The 24,243-nt window shown below is 67.5% G+C and carries 23 protein-coding genes; 6 read left to right on the forward strand and 17 right to left on the reverse strand.

Annotation, left to right across the window (positions count from 1 at the left end; genetic code table 11):
• Position 1 precedes the first annotated feature (1 nt).
• The gene (locus Q9R39_RS11305; RefSeq protein WP_280360238.1) at positions 2 to 592 is read right to left on the reverse strand and encodes a TetR/AcrR family transcriptional regulator; all 591 of its coding nucleotides are present in this window, start codon (positions 590 to 592) and stop codon (positions 2 to 4) included.
• Positions 593 to 712: 120 nt separating this feature from the next.
• Here Q9R39_RS11305 and Q9R39_RS11310 point away from each other — a divergent pair, with 120 nt between their 5' ends.
• A complete protein-coding gene (locus tag Q9R39_RS11310) occupies positions 713 to 1,951 on the forward strand; it encodes an oxygenase MpaB family protein (RefSeq protein WP_311277512.1) in 1,239 nt (412 codons plus the stop codon).
• Here the strand turns inward: Q9R39_RS11310 and Q9R39_RS11315 are convergent.
• Positions 1,903 to 2,538 (reverse strand): hypothetical protein, encoded by a 636-nt coding sequence (locus Q9R39_RS11315; protein ID WP_058249616.1) that lies wholly within the window; start codon positions 2,536 to 2,538, stop codon positions 1,903 to 1,905. The two genes, Q9R39_RS11310 and Q9R39_RS11315, sit on opposite strands and share 49 nt — an antisense overlap.
• Before the next feature lie 176 nt (positions 2,539 to 2,714).
• Between Q9R39_RS11315 and Q9R39_RS11320 the strand changes: the two genes are divergently transcribed.
• A complete protein-coding gene (locus tag Q9R39_RS11320) occupies positions 2,715 to 4,202 on the forward strand; it encodes a cryptochrome/photolyase family protein (protein WP_058249617.1) in 1,488 nt (495 codons plus the stop codon).
• A gap of 45 nt (positions 4,203 to 4,247) precedes the next feature.
• Here the strand turns inward: Q9R39_RS11320 and Q9R39_RS11325 are convergent, their stop codons facing one another.
• From Q9R39_RS11325 to Q9R39_RS11370, 10 genes are all read right to left on the reverse strand, one after another.
• Positions 4,248 to 4,919, reverse strand: coding sequence for a TetR/AcrR family transcriptional regulator (locus tag Q9R39_RS11325; protein WP_396275660.1), 672 nt, complete (start codon positions 4,917 to 4,919; stop codon positions 4,248 to 4,250).
• A 55-nt stretch (positions 4,920 to 4,974) separates the two neighbouring features.
• Complete coding sequence (locus Q9R39_RS11330; protein WP_058249619.1) at positions 4,975 to 5,751, reverse strand: ABC transporter ATP-binding protein; 777 nt, start codon at positions 5,749 to 5,751, stop codon at positions 4,975 to 4,977.
• The gene (locus Q9R39_RS11335; RefSeq protein ID WP_058249620.1) at positions 5,748 to 6,572 is read right to left on the reverse strand and encodes an ABC transporter ATP-binding protein; all 825 of its coding nucleotides are present in this window, start codon (positions 6,570 to 6,572) and stop codon (positions 5,748 to 5,750) included. Before Q9R39_RS11335 ends, Q9R39_RS11330 begins: the two co-directional genes overlap by 4 nt.
• Positions 6,565 to 8,568: an ABC transporter permease gene (locus tag Q9R39_RS11340; protein WP_058249621.1), complete on the reverse strand. Its 2,004-nt coding sequence runs from the start codon at positions 8,566 to 8,568 to the stop codon at positions 6,565 to 6,567. Before Q9R39_RS11340 ends, Q9R39_RS11335 begins: the two co-directional genes overlap by 8 nt.
• Positions 8,569 to 8,694: 126 nt before the next feature.
• Complete coding sequence (locus Q9R39_RS11345; protein ID WP_171011606.1) at positions 8,695 to 9,969, reverse strand: ABC transporter substrate-binding protein; 1,275 nt, start codon at positions 9,967 to 9,969, stop codon at positions 8,695 to 8,697.
• A 340-nt stretch (positions 9,970 to 10,309) separates the two neighbouring features.
• Positions 10,310 to 11,527 carry a phosphatase PAP2 family protein gene (locus tag Q9R39_RS11350; protein WP_175404241.1) on the reverse strand — a complete coding sequence of 406 codons (1,218 nt, stop codon included), beginning with the start codon at positions 11,525 to 11,527 and terminating at the stop codon, positions 10,310 to 10,312.
• Positions 11,528 to 11,537: 10 nt separating this feature from the next.
• Positions 11,538 to 12,224 (reverse strand): TetR family transcriptional regulator, encoded by a 687-nt coding sequence (locus Q9R39_RS11355; protein WP_058249623.1) that lies wholly within the window; start codon positions 12,222 to 12,224, stop codon positions 11,538 to 11,540.
• Positions 12,225 to 12,261: 37 nt separating this feature from the next.
• A complete protein-coding gene (locus Q9R39_RS11360; RefSeq protein WP_058249624.1) occupies positions 12,262 to 14,466 on the reverse strand; it encodes an MMPL family transporter in 2,205 nt (734 codons plus the stop codon).
• Between the two features lie 165 nt (positions 14,467 to 14,631).
• The gene (locus Q9R39_RS11365) at positions 14,632 to 15,153 is read right to left on the reverse strand and encodes a hypothetical protein (protein WP_058249625.1); all 522 of its coding nucleotides are present in this window, start codon (positions 15,151 to 15,153) and stop codon (positions 14,632 to 14,634) included.
• Between the two features lie 99 nt (positions 15,154 to 15,252).
• Entirely contained in the window at positions 15,253 to 16,428 is a 1,176-nt protein-coding gene (locus Q9R39_RS11370; protein ID WP_058249923.1) for a DUF418 domain-containing protein, read from the reverse strand.
• Positions 16,429 to 16,518: 90 nt separating this feature from the next.
• On the opposite strand from Q9R39_RS11370, the gene Q9R39_RS11375 reads away from it, so the two are divergent.
• Positions 16,519 to 17,127, forward strand: a complete 609-nt coding sequence (locus Q9R39_RS11375; RefSeq protein WP_058249626.1) for a TetR/AcrR family transcriptional regulator — start codon at positions 16,519 to 16,521, stop codon at positions 17,125 to 17,127.
• A gap of 55 nt (positions 17,128 to 17,182) precedes the next feature.
• Here Q9R39_RS11375 and Q9R39_RS11380 read toward each other — a convergent pair whose 3' ends face one another.
• The gene (locus tag Q9R39_RS11380; RefSeq protein ID WP_058249924.1) at positions 17,183 to 17,572 is read right to left on the reverse strand and encodes a DUF5997 family protein; all 390 of its coding nucleotides are present in this window, start codon (positions 17,570 to 17,572) and stop codon (positions 17,183 to 17,185) included.
• A gap of 41 nt (positions 17,573 to 17,613) precedes the next feature.
• Here Q9R39_RS11380 and Q9R39_RS11385 point away from each other — a divergent pair, with 41 nt between their 5' ends.
• Positions 17,614 to 18,381, forward strand: a complete 768-nt coding sequence (locus Q9R39_RS11385; protein WP_396275658.1) for a LysR family transcriptional regulator substrate-binding protein — start codon at positions 17,614 to 17,616, stop codon at positions 18,379 to 18,381.
• A 37-nt stretch (positions 18,382 to 18,418) separates the two neighbouring features.
• Here the strand turns inward: Q9R39_RS11385 and Q9R39_RS11390 are convergent, their stop codons facing one another.
• Positions 18,419 to 19,078 (reverse strand): NADPH-dependent F420 reductase, encoded by a 660-nt coding sequence (locus Q9R39_RS11390; RefSeq protein ID WP_058249628.1) that lies wholly within the window; start codon positions 19,076 to 19,078, stop codon positions 18,419 to 18,421.
• 129 nt (positions 19,079 to 19,207) lie between these two features.
• Positions 19,208 to 19,624, reverse strand: coding sequence for a TIGR03668 family PPOX class F420-dependent oxidoreductase (locus tag Q9R39_RS11395; RefSeq protein ID WP_396275661.1), 417 nt, complete (start codon positions 19,622 to 19,624; stop codon positions 19,208 to 19,210).
• Between the two features lie 120 nt (positions 19,625 to 19,744).
• Here Q9R39_RS11395 and Q9R39_RS11400 point away from each other — a divergent pair, with 120 nt between their 5' ends.
• On the forward strand, positions 19,745 to 20,215 hold the full coding sequence (locus Q9R39_RS11400) for an SRPBCC domain-containing protein (RefSeq protein ID WP_311277514.1): 471 nt from the start codon (positions 19,745 to 19,747) through the stop codon (positions 20,213 to 20,215).
• Between the two features lie 3 nt (positions 20,216 to 20,218).
• Here the strand turns inward: Q9R39_RS11400 and Q9R39_RS11405 are convergent, their stop codons facing one another.
• The gene (locus tag Q9R39_RS11405) at positions 20,219 to 21,727 is read right to left on the reverse strand and encodes an amino acid permease (protein WP_165629501.1); all 1,509 of its coding nucleotides are present in this window, start codon (positions 21,725 to 21,727) and stop codon (positions 20,219 to 20,221) included.
• Positions 21,728 to 21,792: 65 nt separating this feature from the next.
• On the reverse strand, positions 21,793 to 22,893 hold the full coding sequence (locus Q9R39_RS11410) for a beta-mannosidase (RefSeq protein ID WP_068970933.1): 1,101 nt from the start codon (positions 22,891 to 22,893) through the stop codon (positions 21,793 to 21,795).
• Between the two features lie 165 nt (positions 22,894 to 23,058).
• Between Q9R39_RS11410 and Q9R39_RS11415 the strand changes: the two genes are divergently transcribed.
• Entirely contained in the window at positions 23,059 to 24,192 is a 1,134-nt protein-coding gene (locus Q9R39_RS11415; protein WP_311277515.1) for a YdcF family protein, read from the forward strand.
• Positions 24,193 to 24,243 lie beyond the last annotated feature (51 nt).

Genomic DNA, 24,243 nt, shown 5'->3' on the forward strand with positions numbered 1-24,243 from the left:
CTCAGCCGGCACTTACTCGACCAGCACTGGCCGACGGCGGCGAGTCGAACGCCGCCAACAACATTCGTGCCGCCATCGCGATGAGCGAGGTCCGGTCGGCGTCGCGGGGTCGTTGCAGGGCGATGCGCAGGCACAGGCTCGCGGTCGCACCCATGGTGAGGAACACCAGTTCGTCGATCGCCCGATCGTCGAGGTCGGGCCTCATCCGCGACGGCAGGATCCGCGCCAGCGGGAGGAGCGGTCCCTCGACCTCGGCCCAGGCCTCGCCGAAGCCGTGTTCGCCGATCTCGAGCGAGGCGCGCAGGACCGGCTCATGTGACTCGAACGACGACACGAGGGTCTCGACCACCGTGACCATCGCGGTCTCCGGTTGCTGATCCATCGCCCGGCCGATCCCGCTCGCGAGGGTGGCGGTGATGTCGTAAACGGCGGCGAGGCGCAGTTCTTCCACGATCGCGTCCATGTCGGCGAAGTAGCGGTACACCGTCCCGATGCTGACGTGCGCGTGGTCGGCGAGTTCGGCAGTGGTGGGCCGTCGGCCGGGACGACGCTCCAGGAGTGTGAGCGCCGACGTGAGGAGGCGCTGCCTCATCTCACGACTGCGCTGCTGCTTGGGTGCCTTGCGCCGTTGCGATGCGGTGGTTTTGGAAGTCGTCGACGATGCCATCAAAAGTGAATAGTAAGTGAGGATTGCTCGTGTTCTCATGGATCCATGGAACGGAGCGCACCCGCCGACCTCGTGAACACCGACCTCGCCGTGCAGCGGTTCGGGACGGCCGGCCGTGACTGGCTCGATCAGATGTGGATCGCCGACCCGCTCGCCGACGCCGTGGCCGCCGACCGGCAACCCGGCGGCCCGACCACGACAGTGCTGCGGGCGGCGCTGAAGAACGGCATCGACTCGGTCGACGACGCGACCGACTCGTTGCGCGCGCTGTTCGGGTTCCTCGATGACGAGCCCGACTGGGTCGATCATGATCGGATGAATCGCGCGGCCGACGCGCTGGTCGTCAACACCGCACCGCTGGGCATCGTGCTCGGCGCGGCATCGCTGGTCCGCGGGGCGGGAAACACGATCGCGGGCAAGCCACTCGCGGTCACCGGGCGTTACGTGTCCCAGCCGGCGGTGCGGTCGGTGGAGGTCGGTGAGTGGCTGGGGCAGGTACTGACGCCCGGCGGGATGCGCCGCGGCGGAGACGGTTTCGCGTATACGGTGCGGGTCCGGATGATCCACGCGCATGTCCGTTCCATGCTGCTCACGCGCGGAGACTGGGACGAGACCGCGTGGGGGGTGCCGATCCCGCAGCCGTACATGGCGTTCACCATCGCCGAGTTCGGGCACATCGCGATCGACGCGATGCACAAGTTGGGGGTGCGGTTCACCGACCGCGAGCTCGACGACATCTATCACCTGTGGCGGTACGTGGGGCATGTGGTCGGGATGAGCCCCGAGCTCAACCCGGTCTGCGAGGCCGACCACGTCCGGATCGAAGAGCTCTATCGGCTGACCTCGCCGGGGCCGGGTCCCGACGACCGGGATTTCGTGGTCGCGTTGACCGACGACTATCTGGTGCCCGAACTGGCCGCGGTGTTCCCGGGGCCGCAGGCCCTGCGACGCCGGCTGGCCACGAAGACCATGCACGGACTGCAGCGGGTATTCATCGGTGACGCCGACGCCGACGCGCTCGGCATCCCCGACGGCCGGTTCAAACATCTGCTGAGACGGGTCGGACCGGTTCTCGCGGTGGCGGATTCGGCGCAGCGGGTCGGCGGCGCCCGCCGGGCACGAGCACGCGTCGAGAAGTACTACCGCGCACGGGATGTCGCCATGGCGCGGATGCGGGAGGACTACCGCGTCACCCACGACCTCGTCGACGCGGCGCCCGGCCCGCAGGCCGCCGCTCAGCCGTCGAATCGGCTCGCGGCCGTGACGTCCTCGGTCAAGCAGTAACTGACCGACAGCGGCTGTGTGAAGGCCCATTTCGTCTCGTCCTCGGTGCAGGTGAGGGAGTCCGCACCGCGGCTGACGGTCTTGGCGAGGATGGTGCTCTCCGCGGGGGAGGCGTCGCACGCGACCTCGCGGTAGTCGGCGAGTTTGCCGCCGCCGATCGGGATCTGGTAGCAGGTGTCGACGGCGAAGTTGGGTGTGAGGCAGAGCTTCTGGTCGCCTTCGCCGAAGGTGAGCGCGGACGTGTTGGGGGTGCCGCACTCCGCCGACGTGCTGACCTTGTCGGCCGCGTAGAAGGTGAGCCCCTCGGTTCCCTCGCACTCGGCCTTGGTCGCCTCGACTTTGCCTTCGCCGGCTTCGGCACCGATCTGCAGGCACTCGCCCACGTCGATGTCGGAGGCCTCTTCGATCGACTGCGTGCCGACGCTGACGCTGCAGGCCGCGAGCGCGGAGAAGCCCACGCAGGCGGCGATGACCACCGCACGCCGGCCCAGCTGCCAGAGGGGCTTGTCCACGGACGGCACGTCGCCGCCGGACTCGGCAATCCGATCGTCGGAGGGGTGCGAATAGCTGGCGGTGCTGCGCGACATCGTGGTTCCTATCGTCTGGAGTGGGCGGGTGCCCGGTTTCGGCGGCTCATCGTGGTGTTCGGGTGATGAACGACAGGATGTCGCCGGGCGCTTGGTGCGAACTTGGGGTCGACTTGTCCGGCCCTTGAGAGGGCCGTCCAAGTCGGGAGCGTGTAGCGGCGGCGAGAGGAGAGCCGATGTCAGGTCCGTCCGGCGATGTCGTCCGCGTGGTGCTGCCGCATCAGTTGTTCGAGTCGCACCTCGACGCGGAGCCCGGCACCCGTTTCGTCCTCGTCGAACACGATCTGATGTTCCGGCAGTACCGGTTCCACGTGCAGAAACTCGTCCTGCACCGGGCGAGTATGCGCAGGTTCGCAGACCGGCTGCGGGACCGGGGTTTCGAGGTCGACGTGCTCGAGACCGACGCGGAGGAGTCCAGTCACGACCAGCTCGTGGAGTACCTGTCCCGCCGGGCCCCGGCGTCGGTTCACCTGTACGACGTCGTCGACGACTGGCTGACGGGCGACCTGCTGGCGGCCTTCCAGCACGCCGGGTGTCCACTCGCGGCCGACGACATCGCCGAGAGTCCGAACTTCCTCACCACCCGTTCGCAGATCCACGAGTTCTTCGCCGGCAAGCGACCGCGGATGCAGCAGTTCTACACCTGGCAGCGACGACGGCTCGGCATCCTCGTCGACGACGACGGCAAACCGGCGGGCGGTCGGTGGAGCTTCGACACCGAGAACCGGAAAAAACTGCCGAAGAACCGTGAGGTCCCGCAACCGACACCGCCGGCGCGACATACCGAGGTCGACGCCGCGATCGCCTGGGTGGCCGACGAGTTTCCCGACAACCCGGGCGACGCCGACGGTTTCGCCTGGCCCACCGCCCACGACGAGGCGCGGGCCATGCTCGAGCAGTTCCTGGCCGACCGGTTCGCGGAGTTCGGACCCTACGAGGATGCGATCAGCACCGAGCACCCGTTCGTCTTCCATTCGTTGCTGACGCCCGCACTCAACACCGGGCTCCTGAGCCCGCGAACGGTGCTGAGAAGGGCGCTGGAGGCCGGTGGACGTAACCGCGTCCCACTGGCCAGCGTCGAAGGGTTCGTGCGGCAGCTGATCGGCTGGCGGGAGTACATGCGGGCGTCGTACGAGACCCGCGGGCGTGTTCTCCGAAGCCGGAATCATCTGGGCCACGATCGCAAGCTGTCCGACGGGTGGTGGACCGCCGAGACCGGGCTCGAACCAGTCGATTTCGTCATCCGGCGGATTCTCGCCAACGGGTATGCCCACCACATCGAGAGACTGATGGTCCTGGGCAACGCGATGTGCCTGCTCCGCATCGACCCAGAGCAGATCTACGAGTGGTTCATGGAGATGTTCGTCGACGCGTACGACTGGGTGATGGTCCCCAACGTGTACGCGATGAGTCAGTTCGCGGCCGGTGAGGCGATCACCACCAAGCCCTACGTCTCGGGCAGCAACTATCTGAAGAAGATGTCGGACATACCGCCCGGCGACTGGACCGCCGACTGGGACGGGCTGTACTGGACGTTCGTTCGCGACCACCGGGACGTCTTCGAGGCCAATGCGCGGTCGAACTTCCTCGCCCGGGCCTACGACCGGTTGCCCGCGGCGACGAAGGCGGGCCACAGCCGGCGTGCCGGCCGCTGGCTGGGGTGACCGCCCCGGTCCTGAGCGCGCCCGTGTCGACCGCCGGTCACGGGTTCAGCGCCGCCCGAGCGATTCGTCGAGAGCGCGCAGCTGGTCCGCGCGGACGTCGCGGAGCACGGCGAGGGTCGCGGTGATCGCGAGGTCGCAGGCCTCGTCGACGCCGGCGCCGTCGACGATCAGCGCGCGGTGGGCGACGTCGAGGCTCATCCCCAGCAGGAGCGACGCGAGGGTGTCGGCACTGGCCGCGATCCGCGCGCCGCGTTCGGCGTAGTTCTGGCGTAGGCGTGCGGCGATACGGGGTTCGAGTGCGGCGTACAACCGGCGGTCACTGCCGCCCTCCCGGTGGCCGATGAGGACACGCAGACCTGCCGGGTGGCGTCGGGCGTAGTCGAACAGGGCCTGCACCGAGTAGCGGGCGCGGGCACCGTACGGCATGTCCTCACTCGCGTCGTACACCTCGAACATGAACGAGGTGAACGTGTCGAGCTCGCGGGTCATCACCCGGTTGACCAGCTCGTCGCGGGACCCGAAGTGTGCGTAGAGGGTGACCCGGGTGGTGCCGCCGCGTTCGGCGATGGCGGTCATCGTGGTGCGCTCGGCACCGACCTCGGCGATGACTGCGCATGCGGCGTCGAGCAACTCGTCGTCGGTGGGCCGGTTGCGCGTGTTGCGTGCCGCTCGTGCGACGCCGGCATCCGTCCGCCCCGGATCGTCTGCGTCCCCGATGGCCACGTCGTCCCGGTTCCGTCGTCTCGTCCGTACGCCTGCAGACCGCGCGGCCCTAGGAGGCGCGGTCCTCGACGGTGCGCCCGAAGTAGGCCGCCTCGACCATGTCCCGCCGGTTGCGGAGTTCGCTCGCGGGTGCCGAGAGCGCGACCCGACCGTGATGGAGCACGATGGCGGCGTCGGCGATGCCGAGGGCGAGATCGATGTGCTGTTCGACGAGGACGACAGCCATCTGGTGTTCGTCGGCGATCGACCGGAGCCGGGGCAGCAGGTCCTGGACCGCGACCGGGGACAGGCCCAGGCTCAGCTCGTCGATGAGGAGGACCTTCGGGTCCGCCAGCAGCGCCTTGGCGAGTGCGAGCATCTGCTGTTCGCCGCCGGAGAGATTGCCGCAGCGTCGGCCCCGCATCGTCTTGAGCTTCGGGAAGTACTGGTAGACGGTGTCGAGGTCGGGCCCGTTACGACGCTTGGCGAGACGGAGATTGTCCGACACCGACAGACGGTGGAAGACGCCCCGGGTGTCGGGGACCAGGGTGATCCCGCGCCGCGCGTTGCGTTCGATGCGACGGTCGATGGGGTCGCCGAGGGCGGTCACCGTGCCCGACATCAGTCCGAGGGCACCGACCGCGGCGAGCAGACTCGTCGTCTTGCCCGCCCCGTTCGGACCGAGCAGCGCGAGGATCTCGCCGGGACGGACGGCGGCGCTGAGACCGCGGACGGCGGGAACCCCGCCGTAACCGACGGTGACGTCGTCGATCGTCAACACCGGGGTCGTCGAATCCGGTGTCGTCGGGTCCGGTGTCGCCTGGCCGGGGGCGGCGTGCGCGCTCATCGCGTTTCCTTCGGGTCGGGTCCGGTCGGGGCGGCGTCCGGGTCCACCTCGGGACTGCCGAGGTAGGCCGAGATGACCGCCGGATCGTCCTGGATGGCGGCCGGGGGCCCGCTGGCGATCACCCGGCCGAAGTCGAGCACGTACAGGCGGTCGCACACGTCGAGGACGAGCGACATGTCGTGGTCGATGAGCAGGATGCCGATACCGGTCGCCGCGATCCGGCGGAGTTCGGTCCCGAAGTCGCGGCTCTCGTGGGTGTCGAGTCCGGCGGCCGGCTCGTCCAGCAGGACGAGTTGCGTCCCGCCGACCAACGCCCGCGCGACACCGACAAGTTTCTGCTGTCCCAGGGTCAGCTCGCCGGGGAACTGGTCGGCGGCATCGGCCAGGCCGACGAGTTCGAGTGCCGACGAGATGACATCGGCGGGCGGACGGGAACCGTTGAGGACGTCGGCGAGCATGGCCCGCAGGCCGACCGGCTGGACCGCCACGGCCAGGTTCTGCTCGACGGTGAGGTCGGTGAACAGTTCGCCCGCCTGCCACGTCCGGGCCATGCCGGCCCGGCGGCGACGATGGGGGCTCGCCTTGTCCAGTCTCTCCCCGCGCAACGACACCGTGCCGGTGGCCTTGGTGAATCCGGTGACCGCGTCGACGAACGTGGTCTTGCCCGCGCCGTTGGGTCCGATCAGTCCGACGATCTCGCCCGCCGAGACCGAGATGTCGATGTCGGAGTTGGCGCTGACGCCGCCGTACCGGACCGACAGCCCGCCCGTCTCGAGGAGTGTCGTCGACGTGGCCGGCTTCTCGAGTGTCGACTCAGACATGTGCACCCTCCTGTGCGTTCTGTGCCGCGCCGGGCGCTTCCGGACGGGGGGACGGTTTGTGCCGGTGGGCGCGTAGCTTCTCGCCGAGCTCCGACATGGCCCCCGCGACGCCGACGGGATTCAGCACCGCCATCAGCAGGAGGCTGCCGGCGGCGAAGAGCTCGTAGTACTCACCGAGAGCGAGGGTTTGGTTGAGGAACACGTAACCCACGCCCAGCGGTCCGATGATGCCGGCGAGGACCGCACCGGCGAACGACGTGATGCCGCCGACGTAGGTCATCGCGAGCAGCGTCAGCCCGATCATCACCGTGAACGAGCCGGCCGACAGTTGTCCGCGGCTGTAACCGATGAGGCAACCGCCGATGCCGGCCAGGAACGCCGACAGTGCGAAGCCGAGCAATTTGGTTGCGGCGACGTTGATCCCGACCGACGACGCGGCGCGCTCGTTGGAGCGGACGGCCAGGAAGGCCCGGCCGGTCGAGCCGCCCATGAAACGCAGCACCACGAGAGTCGCGATGGCAACGACGATCAGGACCATCAGCGAGAACCGGATCGTGACCAGGTTGGTGCCGTCGCGCACCCCGAGGTCGAGGCCGAAGATCGTCGGGTCCGCGATGAGGTTGCCCTCGAAGGACGTGATTGCCGGGTTGTTGAAGACGAAGCTCTGGATGGCCAGGGCCGCGGCCAATGTCACGACGGCCAGCTGGGCGCCGCGGATCCGGAGTGCGGGCACGCCCACCAGGACACCGAGGCCGGTCGCGATCAGGGCGGCGAAGATCATGCTGAACGGGAACGGCACATCCCAGTTGGTCGTCAGCTTCGACAGGGCGAACCCGGCCGCGCCGGCGAAGGCCATGCTGGCCAGCGAGATCTGGCCGAGGTAACCGGTGAGCAGGACCAACGACAATGCGATGAGGCTGAGGATCACCGAGGTGACGACGCCGAACCGCCAGCTGCCGGACGTGAGGAGGATCGCCACGACGACCACCGCGATGCAGACGACGGTCGGGATCAGCCGGATGCGGGGGATCCGGACCGCGGGCATGCGCACCTCGCCGAGCGAGCCGCGCGACGGGATCCGACCGCCGAGCAGGAAGAGGGCGATGACGACGATGACGAACGGAACGGCGTCACCGAGGCCGGCCTGCGCCCATTCCGGCCACCAGTCCTTGGTGGTGAGCCACGTGATGGTGGACTGGAATGCGCCGAGGACAAGACCTGCGGCACAGGCGATCCCGAAGGAGGTGAGCCGGCCGACGAGGGCGACGGCCAGGGCCGGGATGACGAAGAAGGTGTAGCTGGTCTCGGTGAGTCCGATGGTGTAGGACGCCAGGACGACGATGAGACCGGTTGCCGCACCGGTGAGTGCCCACACGATCGCCGCGAGGCGGTCCGGGGAGTAACCCGACAGTCGGGCGGCGAGTTCGTCTTCGGAGCCCGCGCGGGTGGCGACGCCCAGGGTGGTGAGCCGGAAGTAGGCCCACAGCACCAGTGAGATGGCGATGGCGACGCCGGCCAGGATCAGGTCCGAGACGTTGACGACCGCGCCGGCGATGTCGACGGTGTCCTCCGGCAGGATGGCCTCGGCGAAGAGGTTCTCGGTCTCGAAGCGGAGATGGACGAGCGCCTGGATGAAGAGCATGAGTCCCACCGAGGCGACGACCTGGGCGAGCACCGGGGCCGAGCGGAGCGGCCGGAAGATGAGTACGTGTGCGAGCAGGGCCCAGACGACCGCGCTGAGCACGCCGAGGACCAGTGCCAACTCCATCGAGGTGGGGTCGGACTCACTCCCGAGTTTCAGTGTGCCGATGGGCAGGACGAGACTGCCGTCGGTGCGCAGTGCGGCGACGAGATAGACCGAGTAGAGGCCGATGGCGCCCTGCGCGAAGTTGATGATGCCGGTGGCGGCATAGATGCCCACGAGGGACGACGCGAGCACCGAATAGATGGCACCGGCGGATAGTCCGAGGAAGACGAACTGGAGGAACTGGCCCATGTGGCGTACTCATTCGTTCGGCGCGTACGGATCTCACGCGCGTGTGAGGATGCGGAGCGTTCGGATCGGGGAGCAGAGCCGGGTGTGGCGGGGTGGGTGACCACCCCGCCACACCAGCGACCCGTGTCAGTAAGCGCCCGGGATGCGCTGCAGCGCAGCCGGAAGCGGGGTGATGAAGCCGCCGGTGGCGGGTTCGGTCTTCTTCTCGGCGACGACGTCGAACAGCAGCATCTCGGTGGTGCAGTTCGGCGTGGTCGGCTTACCGCAGTTGAGCTTCGGGCCGATGAACGACTGGTAGTCGGTGACTGCCTTGAGCGCACCGAGCACGTTCGGGCCGGTGAAATCGGTGACCTTGGCGTTGTTGAGCGTGATCGCGAAGTCGGCGAGGGTCGCGAAGGTGCCGTAGGCGTAGAAACCGCCGGTGCCACCCTGCTCGTCGATGAACTTCTGGGCGATCCCGAGATTCGCCTTGGCCGGCTCCGGTGCGGAGTCCATGGCCGGGGGCTGCCAGATCGGTGAGTAGGTCTGTGCGCCAACCGCTTGCGCACCCATGGTGTCGATGAAGTCGGTGCAGGCCGCCATGAACATGGTGCCCTCGTAGTTCACCGACCGCAGCGACTGCGCGAGCTTGGTGCACACGTTGTCGTTCTGTGAGGTCATCAGGCCGGCCGCGGCGGGGTTGCCCTCGGCCAGGGTGGTGGCCAGCGAGGTGAAGTTCGGGCCGGTCGGCGGGTAGTAGACCGACTTGACGTCGATGCCGAGCTGGGCGCCGAGCGGCTTCATCAAACCGTCGAAGACCTGATGTGCCTGAGGGAGATCGGCATTCGCCAGCGTCAGCGAGTTCTTGTTCGCGGCCTTGAGCTGCTGCATGAAACCGACGAGGAACGCGGCGGGTGGCGGACCGAAGTACACGCGGTTCTCCGCCGAGGCGCCGGTGGAGGTGTTGAACGGGATCTGGCCGACCAGCGGGATGCCGGCCGAGGTGAGAATCGGCACCGCGGAGGCGGATTCGGCATTGTAGCCGTCGATCGCGGCGACCACGCCGGCCTCGACGAACTGGTTGGCGCACGACACCGTCGATTCCGGTGCGGTCTGGTCGATTCCGCAGTCGACGATCTCGACGGGCCGGCCCCCGATGCCGCCGATCTGGTTGTTGATGTAGTCCAGGGCGGCGTCCTTGCCGGTGGTCACGCCACCCTGGGTGGCGGGGCCCTTGGTGGGGTTGAACAACCCCACCTTGATCGCCTCGCCCGACGCCTTGGTGCCGCTGGCATCCGCGGCGGAGCCGTCCGACGATCCGCCGTCGTCGCTGCTGCACGACACGACCGAGAAGATGCACGCCGCGGCGACGGCGACCGCCGCCAACCGTCCGGCTCTCCTGCGTGAATTCGACCAACGCATGTTTCGACTGCCTTTCCCGATGATCTCCGGGCACGACGGAACCGCCCTGCGAGAGGGCACGGCGACATCGCCCCGGCGGGGCTTAGAAGGATTGAGTTCATCGACCCAGCGCTGTGTCTGGGTCCGCGATTCCGGCACCGTCCGCCCTGGTCAAGGCGGTGAGTCCACGTCGGATGTGATGTGGGCCACTCGAAAAGTAGCCATACCCTTACGCCGGTGTCAAGCTGTTCGGCGAAACTGGACACACAGTGGACCACATGGCACGACACTGCCCGTCACGAACGAGTTCGCAACGGGCAGTGGGACAAACGATTCAGTTACCAGCAGGTCAGGGCGGTCCTCAGTGGACGGTCACCCGACCGTCGCGGCCGACCGTGACGTCGGCGGTGTAAGCACGGACGAGGTCCAGGCGCTGCCAGGAGGCGCGGCCGGGACGCTGGTCGTCGAGCGGATATCCCGCGGGCGACGCGGTCTGTTCCAGGACCTGACGCCGCTGCTCGTCGGTCAGTCGCGGGTACGCCCCGGCGATCAGTTCGACGGCCTGTCGGGGCACCACCATCGGATGTGTCGGCGACGAGACGCGTCCGAATCCGTAGGTCATGCGCTGGGCGTAGATCGTCTGGGCCGCGGCATCGGTGGCGTAGGGCGTGTCACGCGCGATGCACACCGAGAGGGCTGCGCCGCAACGCCATTCGAGTTCCTTGCGGATCTCGGTGGCAGACGCGGCGAGGAGCCGGCGGAACTGCGGGTCGTTCCAGCGATCGGCGGCGGCGGCCTGCCCGACGATCGCTCCACCGATCACGTCGAGCGGGTAGTGCACGCCCAGCACGATGCGGTGATATCCACCCTCCGAGGCACGGGCGAGGAACTGCGGCGCGAGTTCCGGGAGCATCGACGCGAACAGGGTGCCCCGCCAGAAGAACAGGCTGGTGTGGCCGGACGGGAAGGACGGGTTGCTGACCAGCGCGTCGTATTCGCTGGCTCCGGCGCGCATGTACTTGCGGATCCGCTCGGGTGCGACGATGAACGGCCGCTCGTACCCGAACACGTACTTCTCGACGAGCGTCGCGTTCGCGAGCCCACCGGCGCGGGCGAGGTAGTCGCTGAAGAGGGCCGTGGTCTTCGGGAGGCGATCGGCGGCGAGGGCGTTCCGGAAATCCCGTCCGAGCCGGTCGCCGAAGGCATCGGACATCGTCCAGAGCGGATCGTCGTGTGCGTCGGCGAGCGCTCGGCGCTGCAGTCCCGGGTTGCCGGCCGCCGACTGGTTGATCGCGACCGCCGTCTCGAGATTGCGGGCCATCACCTCGGGGTGATCGCGGCGCAGGGCGGTGAAGGTCTCGACCGGTTGCAGGTACACGCCGCCCGGATACGACGAGATGTCCGAGGCGTAGAGCCGCGCGATGTCGGTCACCGGGAAGGGCGTCGGGGTCGGCTTGGCCGGCGCGGCCTGGGCCGATGCCGCGAGCGAGAGGGCGACGGCGACCGACGCCGCGAGCGCGATGAGCGACGAGGCAAGCCGGGTTGTCGTTCGCGGTCGGGCCACGCTGTCCGAGATCACGCTCTGAATCCTAGAGGGAATGTTCGCGGGACGAACGGTCAGACGGGTGCGTCGACCCGACCGGCAACCCCTGCTCGAGCAGATCGAGCGCGCGCAGGGTCGTCTCGAGCTGGGGCATCTCCCGGTTGTCGTCGAACTCGGTGGCCAGATGGAAGGTCACCCCGGCCACCGCGTCGAGGAACACCTTGAGCCGGAAGTCGTCGGGCGCGATCCGTAAGTAGTCGGCGATGAGCTGGGTCATGTCCGAGATCATGCGCTCGGACTCGACCTGAAAGGTCTTCTGCAGCAACGGCTCGGTGCGGATCAGTTGCATGCGGAGCGGATTGCCGACCCAGGGGTCGTCGACCGTCAGGCGGTGCAGCTCGGTCATCAGGCGCCGGATGAGATCGAAGTGGCTGAGGCCGGGCGGCATGGACTCGACGATCGCGTGCGCCTCGGCATGCAGGTGCTCGTCTCCGACGACCACCTGTTCCTTCGACGGGAAGTAGCGGAAGAACGTCGTGTGTGAGACGCCGGCGGCCTCGGCGATCTGCTCGACGGTGGTCTTGGCGTACCCCTGCTCGGCGATCAGGGTGATCGCCGCCTGCCGGATGGCGTTGCGGGTGCGCAGTTTGTTCTGTTCACGCAGGCCCATCCGACGCCCCGGTGCGGGTTCCGGGGCGTCGGAGCCGGCGTGCACAGTCAGGCAGTTGCCCATACGTGCTCACTTCTTGTCAGAAGGATTGTGCGGCTTATCAACTCGCCGGGACCGGGGACCTGGTGTCGTCCGGTTCCTCGAGCCCACGATGGCGGACTGCTTCGCCCTCGATGTCGAAGTTGATCACGAAGCGGTCGAGCCAGCGCGGGAGGCCCCAGGCCCGGTCGCCGAGCAACGCGATCGCCGCGGGTACGACCAGCATGCGGATCACGAAGGCGTCGAAGAACACTGCCGCGGCCAGCGCGAAACCCATCATCTTGGCGGTCGTCTCCGGGGAGAGCATGAACGCCGCGAAGACGCTGATCATGATGATCGCCGCCGACGTGACCACCCGGGCTCCGTGCCGGTAACCGGCGACGATCGCCTCCTTGGCCGACAAGCCGTGCATGAACTCCTCGCGCATTCGGGTCACCAGGAACACCTGGTAGTCCATCGCGAGCCCGAACACCACGCCGATGAGGAAGATCGGTAGGAAGGAGATGATCGGCTGCGTGTGGGTGATCAATCCCAGCCAGCCCTCCTGGAAGATCGCCACGGTGACGCCGAAGGTCGCCAGGACCGAGAAGACGAATCCGAGGGTGCCGATGAGCGGGACCCAGAGCGACCGGAAGACGCCGATCATGATCAGGAATGCGAGACCGACGACCACGACCAGGTAGGGGATGAGTGCATCGTCGAGTTTCTGGGAGAGATCGGACATGATGGCTGTCTGACCGCCGACGTGGAGTTCCGCGCCACGGTTCTCGACCGTTGGTGCAAAGGCGCGGATCTGCTCCATGAGGTCGTGTGTGGCGGCTGACGACGGCGCGCTCTCCGGGGTGACCATGATGAGCGCGGTGTCGCCTGCTCGGTTGCCCGTCCAGGTGAGCCCCTCGGGGTTGGCGACATCACTCAGGGTTGCGATGTGCCGCACGGTCTCCTCGGCCGGGGCGTTGATCGCGCCGTCCTCGTCGTGCACGACGACGAGCAATGGGCCGTTGATGCCCTCACCGAAACCGCGGCTCAGCAGTTCCTGCGCGGGTGCTTCGGCTTCGCTGGACAGCGACAGACCGAGTTCCAGCTTGGTTGCCGGGATGGCCGCGGCCGCGAGCGCCAGCAGGCCGATCACGATGAACGGGATGGGCCACTTGACGACGGTGCGCCCGACCTTGACGCCCATAGTGTCGTCCTCGGATTCCACGGCGTGCTTGATCCAGGGGATTCGAGGTAGGAAGGCGAATCGCCCGAACGCGCCGAGAATGGCGGGGATGAGGGTCAGAGCAGCCAGCACCGCGATGAACACGGCGACGCCGGCACCCGCGCCCATCTGAGTGATGATCGGGATGCCGATCACCATGAGGGCCACCACCGCCACGATCACGGTGAGGCCGGCGAAAACCACCGCCGACCCGGCTGTGCCGACGGCTCGGCCGATGGCGTCTGATGGCGCGCCGCCGCGGAGTAGTTCCGCGCGGTACCGGGACACGATGAACAGCGCGTAGTCGATGGAGACGGCGATGCCGAGCATCGTGACGATGGCGGTGGCGGACTCGTTGATCGACAGAGCCTCGGCCGACAGCGTGAGCAGCAGGATGGTGATGCCGACACTGACGATCGCGGTGACGAGAGGTATGAAGGCGGCGATGAGAGCTCCGAACGCCACGATCATCACGACGAAGGCGACGGCGAAACCGAGCAGTTCGGCCGTGCCGCCGGCTTCCATCACCTGCATCAGCGACCCGGTTGCCTCCACCTGCAGACCGTCGACGGAGAACTCGTCCAGGATCGAGACGAGTTCTTCCTTGTTCTCGACGGTGAGGTCGAGGATCGGGATGTCCTGGCGAACCTGGAAGAGGCCGACCCGACCGTTGTCGCCGACGACCTGCGCTGCGAGTGCTGGTTCAGCGGCCGCAACCGTCAGCGGGTTGACGACAGTCTGCGGCTCGATCACGTCGGGGAGTCCGCGGAGGGCCGCGGCGAGTTCGTTCAGCTGCGTGGTGTGGTTCTGCAGCCCGTCCTCGGCAGCGACGAGGATGCTCGTCGACGCCTGTTCCTGCTGGGCCATGACCTGTGGGAAGTACTGCTCGACCTGTTCGGTGGCAACCCCCGAGTCGGTGCCGGGAAGGCTGAAGTCCTGCGCGAACTTGGGCTGGAGTGCGCCGACCAGTCCGGCGACCGCGATGAGCGCAGCCAGCCAGGCCGCGATCACCGACCATTTGTGGCGAAAGCAGAAGCTTCCGAGCTTGAACAGAAACGACGCCATGCGTGGACCCCTCTGGTGCTGCGGAAGACCGGCCCCCGAAGGTCCCGGCGCAGATGACGAGAGAAATGGTACCCACTAACACTCGGGACTGAGTACCACTTTTGGGAGCGGGCTCCGTCACACCGCGCTGCAGGTGTGGCCGGCGTCGCTTGCGAGAGGGTCTCGTCAGCGGGCGTTCGGCGGCGTCTGGTGTCCGCGGGGATCGGCGTCCGGGCGGTGACGCGGATCGATCGGGTTGTTCGACGGCTGACCGGCGTGCCGGCCTGCGGTGTTCGGGTCGTCCCGCCCGTCCGCACCACGCCCGTCGGCGCCCTGTCCCTCGGTGTCCCGTCCATCCGCGTTCCGTCGGACATCGGGGTCGAGACGGTCCGCACGGGCGAACTCGCTTTCGACCTCGTGCCGCGACTCGGCCGCGTGTCCCTGGTGGTGGCGTGCCTGTTCCTGCAGCCGCTTGGCCTCTGCGGCCTTGGCGTCGGCTTCGGCCTGCGCTTTCCGTGCCCGGGCGTCGGCCTCCTCGGCGACGGCCTCGCGGTGGCGGACGGTCGAGACCTGTTGCGTGGCGTTCTGCCTGATCTCCTCGGCTTGAACCCGTCGGCGTGCCTTTCGCTGACGAAGAAGCAGCAACACGAGCGCAAGAATGACGATCACGACGACGACGGCGATGATGATCCAGATGGCGGTGTCCACGACTCACTCCTCGGTCGGATGATGGTGCGCGTCGGGTACCCCGCGGCGGGGATGGCTAACCCATCCCGGTCAGCTCGCTGACCTGCGGTCGAGCAGCCGTCACCGCGGGTAGTCCACTCGTTCGGGTGACATTCGCCGGTCGGCGGAAGTGGTGATGCGGTCGTAGCTTCGGTGCCACAGCCATTCGAGAGGGCCCCGCTCGAACCGGCTGAGCCAGAAGCGGGAGAACAGCATGAGCACCACGGCGATGCCCAGGTACAGGGACACCGTGGCGGGGACCAGCGTCGAGCCGTCGAGATGTTGCGCGAGCCCCAGGCCCCAGCCGTAACAGACGGCACCCGCGATCGCGTTCTGTAACACGTAGCAGGACAACGCCATTCGACCGACCGGTGTCAGCGCGCGGCCGCACCGCCCGGGAGAGCGGCCGTCGGCGTAGTACCCGGCGACCCATGCGAGCAACCCCAGTGCGACGACCGGCGCCAACCCGTACCGCCCCACGACGAGTCCGGCATCGCCACCGGCCAGTCCGACGGCGAAGTCGAGAGGTAGGGCGATCCCCAGCCCGACGGCCATCAGGCGTCGCCGAAGCCGGACGCCGCGCGGTTCCAGGACGCCGGCGCGCAGCAGGGCCGCGCCGATGAGGAAGAGCGCGATCGACATCGGCAGGATGAAGAGGACCTCGGCACGGAACATCAGGAAGTTCTCGGCGCGAAAAGCGACGAGGTCGACGAAGCTGCCGTCTGCGTAGGGGTTCGGGGACAGCCCGGCGCCCGGACTCGATGCGGCGGGCGCGGCGAGAAGGGCCCAGCTCAGCAGCCCCAGCAGCGCCAGGTGCGTCGACGCAGCGATCGCGATCGCTACGTACTGGCGACGCAGTCGCATCGACAGCAGGTAGGCGACGATGAGGCCGGTGACCGCGTATCCCATGAGGACGTCGAACTCGGTGAAGAGGAAGTAGTTGATCACGCCGTCGACGAACAGCAGCGCGGCTCGCCAGTAGTACCGTCCCGGCCAGGGCCGGCCTCGTCGAACAGCCGACCGCTGCTGGATGGCCAGCCCGATTCCGAACATGATCGTGAGCAGACCGAGGAATTTGCCCTGGGCGAGCTGCTGCAGGAGGTCCTCGGCCACCGCCCAGGAGCCGGTGGCCCGGTAGGCGCCCTGGATGTAGCCGATCAACCCCTCCGGGTTGGTGAAGATCCAGATGTTGGTGGCGAGGGTGCCCAGAATCGCGATGCCGCGCAGGACGTCCAACGCCGCGTGTCGGGTCGCCATCGTGTCTCCGTTCTGTGCCACTTTTTTGCTGACACAACCGTGCTATCAAAACTCGAAGTCAAGGTAGCACGGGTGTACTAGCATGGGTCAATGCCCAAGTTGATCGACCGGGACGGGCGACGCGCCGAGATAGCCGAGGCCCTGTGGCGGATCGTGTTGCGCGAAGGCGCATCCGGAGTATCGGTCCGCGAGGTGGCGGCCGAGGCGAACATCTCGGTGGGCTCGCTTCGACACGTGTTCGCGGACAAGGAAGAGCTGCTCGAGTTCTCGATGCGCCTGATCTATGAACGGGTGGCGCTCCGCATCCGCGAGCACGACCGCATCCGCGATCCGCTCCGCTGGGCCGAAGCCGTGTTGTCCGAGGTCCTACCGCTGGACGACGAGCGGCGCGTCGAGATGCACGTCAACCTCGCGATGGTGACCGAGTCGGTGGCACATCCCGGTCTCGCGGATGCTGCGCGTGAGGCCCACGACGGTTTGCGTTCACTCTGTCGGACGGTGCTGGGCGTCCTCGGCGAGCACGGGCTGATCGGCGCCGGCCGCGATCTCGACTCTCATGCGATCGCGGTACACGCCCTTGTCGACGGTCTGGCGATGCACCTGCTCCTCGCCGACACGGATCCGCCGGCTCGCGCGCAGCGCGTGCTCCGGGAGCATCTGACAGGGCTGGCGGCCGAGAGCCGAGAGACGTTGCAGTGAAGCGATATTCGCTGTCGGGCGGATACCGTTGTGCTGCTGCGGACCGGTCGGAGGACTAACTCTCCGGGTCCGTGTCACCCTCTTCGCGGGCGCGTCGTCGGTCGGCATGCAGCGACTTGACGCGCCGCTCCTCGCGACGGACCTCGATCTGGGTGGCGCGTTCGGCGGCCAGCCAATCCGGCATCTCGGCGAGGAGGTCGTCGATCTGCGCCGTCGTGAGTGCCTCGGTGATGCCGCCGCGAACCAGACCCGAGTTCGAGATGCCGAGTTTCGCCGCGACCAGATTCTTCGGGTGCGGGCCGTCGGCGCGAAGCGTGCGGAGCCATTCCGGCGGGTCGGTCTGGAGGGCGGCGAGTTCGGCCCGGGTGATGGGGCCCTGCTGGAACTCCGCAGGAGTGGCCGGCAGGTACACGTCCAGCTTCTTGGCGGCGGTGGCCGGCTTCATCGACTGCGAGCTCATTCGACGAGGGTATCGGGCGGTAGCCTTTGGGCGTGACCACACCCGACGTTCACGCAGCGGGCGAGGCCCCTGTCTTCCGACTGGCGTACGTTCCGGGGGTCACGCCGAGCAAGTGGGTCAGGATCTGGGCCGAGCGGCGTCCCGACGTCCCGCTGGAACTCGTCGCCGTCGACGTCGCGGACTGTGCCGAGGAGGTCGGGGAGCGGCGCGTCGACATGGCGATCACCAGATTGCCCGATGCCCTGCGGTCCGGCGATGCGCGGGAACATCACACGATCGACCTGTACGAGGAGACGACGGTCGTCGTGGTGCCGAAGGGCCACGCCCTGACCGCCGGCGACGAGATGACCCTGGCTGATCTGGCCGACGAGCAGTTCCTGTGGCCGCTGGACGAGCCGTTGGCCGTTTCCGAGCGCCCGGGTGTGGCGGTGGACCATCGGCCCGATACCACCGGTGACGCAGTCGAACTCGTTGCGGCCGGCGTCGGCGTACTGCTCGTGCCGCAGTCGCTGGCGCGCCTGCATCACCGCAAGGACCTGGTGTATCGACCGGTCACCGACGCCCCGACCGGGTCCGTCGGACTCCTGTGGCCTGCTCCCACAACTCAATTGGCCGATGAGTTCATCGGCATCGTGCGCGGCCGCAAGGCGACGTCGTCGCGGGGGCGGACCGACGAGGCGCCCAAACGGTCGGCGAAGGAGAAGGCGGCGGCGAAGAGGGCGGCACGCGAGGCGGCCGGGAAGATCCCCGGCAAGAGTGCTCGTCGGGGGCCCGGTCGCCCGAAGCGCCGGTGACCCCACGCCGTGGCGTGCCGCCCCTCGGGAGGGTGCGTCAGGCGCGCCACTCAGCGGTGCGTTCCGGCGACGCCTCGGCGAGCGCCTTGAGGGTGTCGTCGACGCCGAAATCCTTGCCGTACACCGGCGTTCCCGGCTGTTGCCGCCACGACTCGGCGAGCGGTCCGGCGTCGACCGGGTCGAACCCGAGTTCGTCGACCACGCGGAACACGATCTCCTTGCCCGCCGTATCGTCGCCGGCGATCGGCAGCGCGATACGGCCCTCTGTGCCCGCGGGTACGCCCTTGTTCAGCAGGTGCTTCCAGTAGATCCCGTTGAACACCTTGTACACCGGGACGCCGAGCAGTTCCGACACCCAGACGCTCTCGGGGGTACCGTTTTCGATCGCCTCGATCTTGCCGTCGCGCTGCTGGGGGTAGTAGTTGTTGGTCTCGATCACCGGGGCGTCGGGCTTGCGGGCGTCGAGGATGCCCGGCGCGAGGTCGGGGGTGTTCTTCTGCGGGATGCTGACGATCACCAGGTCGGCGTCCTTCGCGGCGTCGGCGGCCCATACCGCGGTGGCGCCGGTCTCGGAGGCCAGTTCGGCCAGCGTCTCCGGGTCGCGCGAGTTCGCCACCCGCACCTCGTGTCCCAACGATGTCAGACGACGCGTGAGCGTCCCGCCGATGAATCCCGCTCCGATGATCCCGATCTTCACAACCGCACCTCTTGTTCGACGACGTTGTTGACCATCGTCGCAACGAGGCGACCGGTTCGGCGCATTCCCCGAGAACGACCGAAGGTGACGATCGCCTCCTCGGTGTCGCCGTGAGATGGGCCCTCGTGCCTATGAGGTGGCCGACCAGCTGTGCCACGTCAGAGACTCCACGACGATCACCGGTCCATCGGGCCGTCGGAGTCGATACTGCGGGTACTTCGCGGCCAGCGTGTCGATGCCGTGACTGCCGACGGATTCAACGGCGTCGACGACGTGTGCTCGGCCGTCGACCCGCACCCACCAGAGTTCATCCCAGCTGTCGGAGTACAGGTCAGCCAAGAGCGACACCGCGGGGTTCTCCGCGATGTTGGCGAGACGACGGAGTGCGGTGGTTCGTTTCGGCTTGTGATCCACGCACGTGTAGATGACGTCGTCGTCGAGTGCGCACACGACGGGGACCAGGTGCGGCTCGTTGGAGGGTGACACGGTGGCGAGCGTGACCGACCGGGCGGCGGCGAAGCGTGCGCGACACAGGCGCAGGTCCATCATTCGAGGATGGCATGCACTCGTGGGAAACAAGGTCACCGATGAGTTCGGGCGCCGGTTCGGGTCCACCTCTGTGTCCGATCCCCGATCCGGGGGACCCGACCCGAAAGGGCCAGCACCATGACGCACGAGAACGTTGCCGTCAGCCGCACGATCTCCGCCACGCCCGACGAGGTGTTCGCGGCGCTCGCCGACCCCCGCACACACCAGGCCATCGACGGCACCGGCTGGGTTCGGGACGCAGTCGACACGACGCCGCTGCGGGAGGTGGGCCAGGTCTTCCGGATGAACATGTACCACTCCAACCATCCGGATGGTGACTATCTGATGGAGAACCGGGTGGAGGTGATCGAACCGCGGTCGACGATAGCGTGGCAACCAGGGCAGCGCAACGACTCCGGGGAGCTCGAATTCGGCGGCTGGACATGGCGTTACGACCTGGTGCCGGTGGGGGAGGCGTCCACCGAGCTCACCCTGACTTACGACTGGTCGGCCGTGCCCGCTCACATCCGGGAGTACATCGAGTTCCCGCCGTTCGCCGACGACCATCTGCGTAACTCGTTGAACCACGTCGCCGAGCTCGTCGGCTGATCGTCAGCCGACGAGGTCCGGATCCGGATCGCGATGCGCCGACGCAGCTGATGTGGGTGACAGATCGGCGGTGAGCAGGTCGACGGTCGGGCTGCGCGTGATCACCTTGTGGCCCCACCACAGAGCGAGGAACACGAACAGTGCACCGTAGGCGGTGAGCCAGAGTTCGAGATTCCCCGCGGATCCGTCGCGGATCGCCGGGAGATTCTGCCCCGCGATGACTGCAACACACATGAGCAACGCGATGATCGGGCCGGCCGGGTAGAGCCAGGCCTTGTAGGGGAGTCTGCCGAGGTCCAGACCCTGCGCCTGCCACGCCCGACGAAAACGATAGTGGGCCCACGCGATACCCATCCACGTGATGAAACCCGCCACCGACGAGGCGGTGACCAGCCAGACATACGCGCGACCGTCACCCACCCGACTCGCCAGGAAGCAGAGGGCGCCGATGGCCGTCGTCGCGGCCACGGCGAGGAGTGGCACTCCTGATCGCGTGACCCAGGCGAACACACGTGGGGCGTTCCCCTGCACCGACAGGCCGTACAACGCGCGGGTTGCCGCGAACAGGCTCGCATTGCCCGCCGACAGGATCGCGATCAGGATCACGGCGTTCATCATCGATGCCGCCACCGCGATCCCCGCGTCGGAGAACACGAGGGTGAACGGGGCGATCGCGATGTTCTCCTCCGACGCATTCAGCAGATTGGGGTCGGTGTACGGGATCAGGAACGCGATGACGGTCAGGGTGCCGATGTAGAACAGCAGGATGCGCACGAAGACGGTGCGCACGGCGCGCGGAATCGCCGTCTTCGGTTCGACCGCCTCGCCGGCGGCGACCGCGATCATCTCGGTGCCCTGGAATGCGAAACCGGCGATGAGGAAGACCGACAGCATGCCGAGCGGGAAGTCCACGAACGGGGCGTCGTCGATCGTCCAGTTGCTGAAGCCCGGCGACGGACGGTCGCCGACGACACCGAGAATCAGCAGCACGCCGACGATGAGGAAGACGACCACCGCGATGACCTTGATCGCCGCGAACCAGAACTCGGCTTCGCCGAACGCCTTGACCGCGAACAGGTTCAGCGCCAGCAGACCCGCCAGGAACACGACCGACCAGATCCACGACGGGACGTCGGGTGCCCAGTACTTCATGATCAGCCCGGCGGCCACCAACTCGGCGGCCAAGGTGACCGACCAGTTGAGCCAGTAGTTCCACCCGGCTGCGAAGCCGAAGGACTTGGACACGAAGCGCTTTCCGTACTCCTCGAACGGGTTGCTGCACGGGATGTACGCCGACATCTCGCCGAGGCTCTGCATCAGGAAGAAGACCATGCAGCCCATCAGCAGATACGCCAGGATGGCGCCACCCGGGCCCGCGTCGGAGATGGTGGCGCCCGAGGCGACGAACAAGCCGGTGCCGATGGCACCGCCGAGCGCGAGCATGCTGATGTGACGACTCTGAAGTCCCTTGCGCAGCGACTCGTCGGGGGTGATCCCCAGGGGACTGGACATCGGCAGAGTCTAACGGCCGGTCGGCCCGTCGGCCGGGTATTGCACTGCTGCCCAATTGCTGAGCTTCAATCGAGGCTGGTCAGTTCGGAGACCAGTTCGTGCACCGGGTCACCGGGACCGATGTCGTAGGTGCACTGGTCGTGCCTCGGGTCCGGGACGAATGCCCAGAAGAGTGCGGTTGCCGTCCCGGCCGCCCGCTGACCGGCGACCTTGGTCCGGAAGTCGTCGGCGCGCTCGGATGTCGAACCGCATGAGCCGGCATGCTGGCCGATCTCGTTCACCGCGAGGGGTTTTCCGACTACGCGTGCCTGGCGTAGACGTTCGGCCAGTCCGTTCCACTGATCCCCGGGGAGCGCGACACCGTCCGCACCGTAGTCGTGATAGTCCAGGACGTCCACGTACGGGGAGCCGGCGACGTACTGGTAGTCGGGCCCGGCGGTGCCGCACTGGCCACCGCCGGTGAAGCCGGACCAGATCACCGCCCCGCCGTGCAGTCGGGTGACCATCGCGCCTGCGCTGCCGAAAAACGACCGCAGTACGCGCGCGGCGTCGACCGGGCACGACCGCTGCTGCCATCCACACGACTGATCGCCACAGATGGACGGTTCGGGTTCACCCACCAATTCCCATCCCGCCAGGGCCGACCTGCTCTTCCAGCGTCCCACTGCCGTCCTGACCCACTGCTCGAACGTGAGTCCACCCGCGCCGGCGACGGTTCGCCAGCCGGATCGGTACCAGTCTCGTTCCTTGAAAACTCCGCTCTCGCACGCGCCATCGGCGGCCGCGAGGACAGGCAAGACCATCTGACCGTGCCGCGCGGCGGCGTCGAAGACGGCATCCATCGGCCCGAAATCCAATTGCTGGGTGTACTTGTTCACGGCCAGTTGAGCGAACAGATTGAAGCGAGTGAGCGAATGCGGAGGTAAGGCGGCGAAATAGTCGTCGAGATCAACCATCGCTCCGCAACCGGCATTCACCGACCAATCGGTGGCCAGCTGGTAGGCGTCGAATCCGGATGGCCACCACTGGCGTCCATCGAGGGTCAGTCCAGCCGGAGTGGCATCGACCCGGTTGGGCGCCGCATGAGCGGGCGGCGGCAGCAGCCAACTCAGGAGCAGGCCGATGCTCAGCACCAGAATCGGAGTTCTCATCGCGGGCAGATGCATGTGTGCGTCCTGGGATGACGGGGACCGACTGTGGCGTCGGTCCAACTCGTTCGATGATTGCACGTGCGTGCGCTTTTCGATCGTGTACGGGAGTGGGTGGGGAGAAACGAGTCGTGCACGCCGAGATCGAGTAGAACGACTGGGCTCGGTTCCCGATGTCCTGACTTGCGCGACACATGTGACACCATCGAGCTCGTGCTGGGCGTACTGATAGTTGCTGCAGTGCTGCTCATCGCGAGCGCGGTGCTTGCATGGCAGGACCCACGTCGTCTGAGCCCCGGCATCCTGTTGACCGCGGGCTTGTCGGGCGTGATGCTCGCCGCGGTGATCGCGGCCGTGGACAGGGTCGTCGACGACGACGGCTCGGTTCTCGCGCCGGCGGTGGTCATCGTGGCCCTCGGACTCGTTGCGCTGCTTGCCATCCTCATTCTCGGGGTGTCGTTGATCGCCAACGGCGTGACGCTTCTGCGCCGAGAGGGACGCCGCCCCGCGAACCTGCTGTCGGCGCTCCTGGGTGCACTCCTGTCCGGTTACGCGCTCGCTGTCCTGCTCGGGATCATGGTCGGATGGTTCGACGTGTCGACGAGCAACGCGCTGCTCAACTTCCTCCTGGCGGTGGGGATGCCGGCCGGCTACCTGGGTTTCGTGTTCGCCTCGCTGCTTCTCTGGTCGTGGCTGTATGGCCGGTGGAGCAGGTGGCGGGCGCGACGGGCGAAGGTCGGCGCGATCATCGTCCTGGGTGCCGGTCTGCTCGACGGGTCCCGCGTCGGTCCGCTGCTGGCGTCACGACTCGACCGCGGTCGCGAGATCTATGATCTGGCCCGGCCTTCCGGCCTGGACCCGCTGATCATCTGCTCCGGAGGCAGAGGTGGCGACGAGCGGCTGTCGGAGGCCGCGGCGATGGCCGAGTACCTCGTCTCGAAGGGCGTCGATCGTGATGCCATCGCACTCGAGGACCGATCCACCGACACCGCGGAGAACCTCCGGTACTCGAGGCGTGTGCTCGACGAGCGTGGAGTGACCGAACCGGTCGCGGTGGTGACGAGCGGCTATCACGCTTTCCGCGGAGCGATGCTCATGCGGTCTGCCGGGATCGACGGATTCTCGACCGGCGCCCACACCGCGCGATACTTCGTCCCCAACGCCCAGGTCCGTGAGTTCTTGGCGGTTCTGCGTGACCACCGAATGGATCAACGGAGTCGTCCTGGTCCTGCTCAGTGTGCCGCTGATCGCCGGCACCGCTGTCGCTCTCTTCGGCTAGTCGATCACCGGACCAGGGGGCCTCGCGAGTTGCGGTGATGGTGGAGCCGATGACGGGAATCGAACCCGCGTATTCAGCTTGGGAAGCTG

Source organism: Gordonia sp. AC31, from assembly GCF_031844505.1.
Taxonomy (GTDB): domain Bacteria; phylum Actinomycetota; class Actinomycetes; order Mycobacteriales; family Mycobacteriaceae; genus Gordonia; species Gordonia hongkongensis.

Coding starts and splice junctions, on each gene's coding strand:
- Q9R39_RS11305 (WP_280360238.1), bottom strand. CDS start 592: ATGAGGCAGCGCCTCCTCACGTCGGCGCTCACACTCCTGGAGCGTCGT.
- Q9R39_RS11310 (WP_311277512.1), top strand. CDS start 713: ATGGAACGGAGCGCACCCGCCGACCTCGTGAACACCGACCTCGCCGTG.
- Q9R39_RS11315 (WP_058249616.1), bottom strand. CDS start 2,538: ATGTCGCGCAGCACCGCCAGCTATTCGCACCCCTCCGACGATCGGATT.
- Q9R39_RS11320 (WP_058249617.1), top strand. CDS start 2,715: ATGTCAGGTCCGTCCGGCGATGTCGTCCGCGTGGTGCTGCCGCATCAG.
- Q9R39_RS11330 (WP_058249619.1), bottom strand. CDS start 5,751: ATGAGCGCGCACGCCGCCCCCGGCCAGGCGACACCGGACCCGACGACA.
- Q9R39_RS11335 (WP_058249620.1), bottom strand. CDS start 6,572: ATGTCTGAGTCGACACTCGAGAAGCCGGCCACGTCGACGACACTCCTC.
- Q9R39_RS11340 (WP_058249621.1), bottom strand. CDS start 8,568: ATGGGCCAGTTCCTCCAGTTCGTCTTCCTCGGACTATCCGCCGGTGCC.
- Q9R39_RS11345 (WP_171011606.1), bottom strand. CDS start 9,969: ATGCGTTGGTCGAATTCACGCAGGAGAGCCGGACGGTTGGCGGCGGTC.
- Q9R39_RS11355 (WP_058249623.1), bottom strand. CDS start 12,224: ATGGGCAACTGCCTGACTGTGCACGCCGGCTCCGACGCCCCGGAACCC.
- Q9R39_RS11360 (WP_058249624.1), bottom strand. CDS start 14,466: ATGGCGTCGTTTCTGTTCAAGCTCGGAAGCTTCTGCTTTCGCCACAAA.
- Q9R39_RS11370 (WP_058249923.1), bottom strand. CDS start 16,428: ATGGCGACCCGACACGCGGCGTTGGACGTCCTGCGCGGCATCGCGATT.
- Q9R39_RS11375 (WP_058249626.1), top strand. CDS start 16,519: ATGCCCAAGTTGATCGACCGGGACGGGCGACGCGCCGAGATAGCCGAG.
- Q9R39_RS11380 (WP_058249924.1), bottom strand. CDS start 17,572: ATGAAGCCGGCCACCGCCGCCAAGAAGCTGGACGTGTACCTGCCGGCC.
- Q9R39_RS11395 (WP_396275661.1), bottom strand. CDS start 19,624: ATGGACCTGCGCCTGTGTCGCGCACGCTTCGCCGCCGCCCGGTCGGTC.
- Q9R39_RS11400 (WP_311277514.1), top strand. CDS start 19,745: ATGACGCACGAGAACGTTGCCGTCAGCCGCACGATCTCCGCCACGCCC.
- Q9R39_RS11405 (WP_165629501.1), bottom strand. CDS start 21,727: ATGTCCAGTCCCCTGGGGATCACCCCCGACGAGTCGCTGCGCAAGGGA.
- Q9R39_RS11410 (WP_068970933.1), bottom strand. CDS start 22,893: ATGCATCTGCCCGCGATGAGAACTCCGATTCTGGTGCTGAGCATCGGC.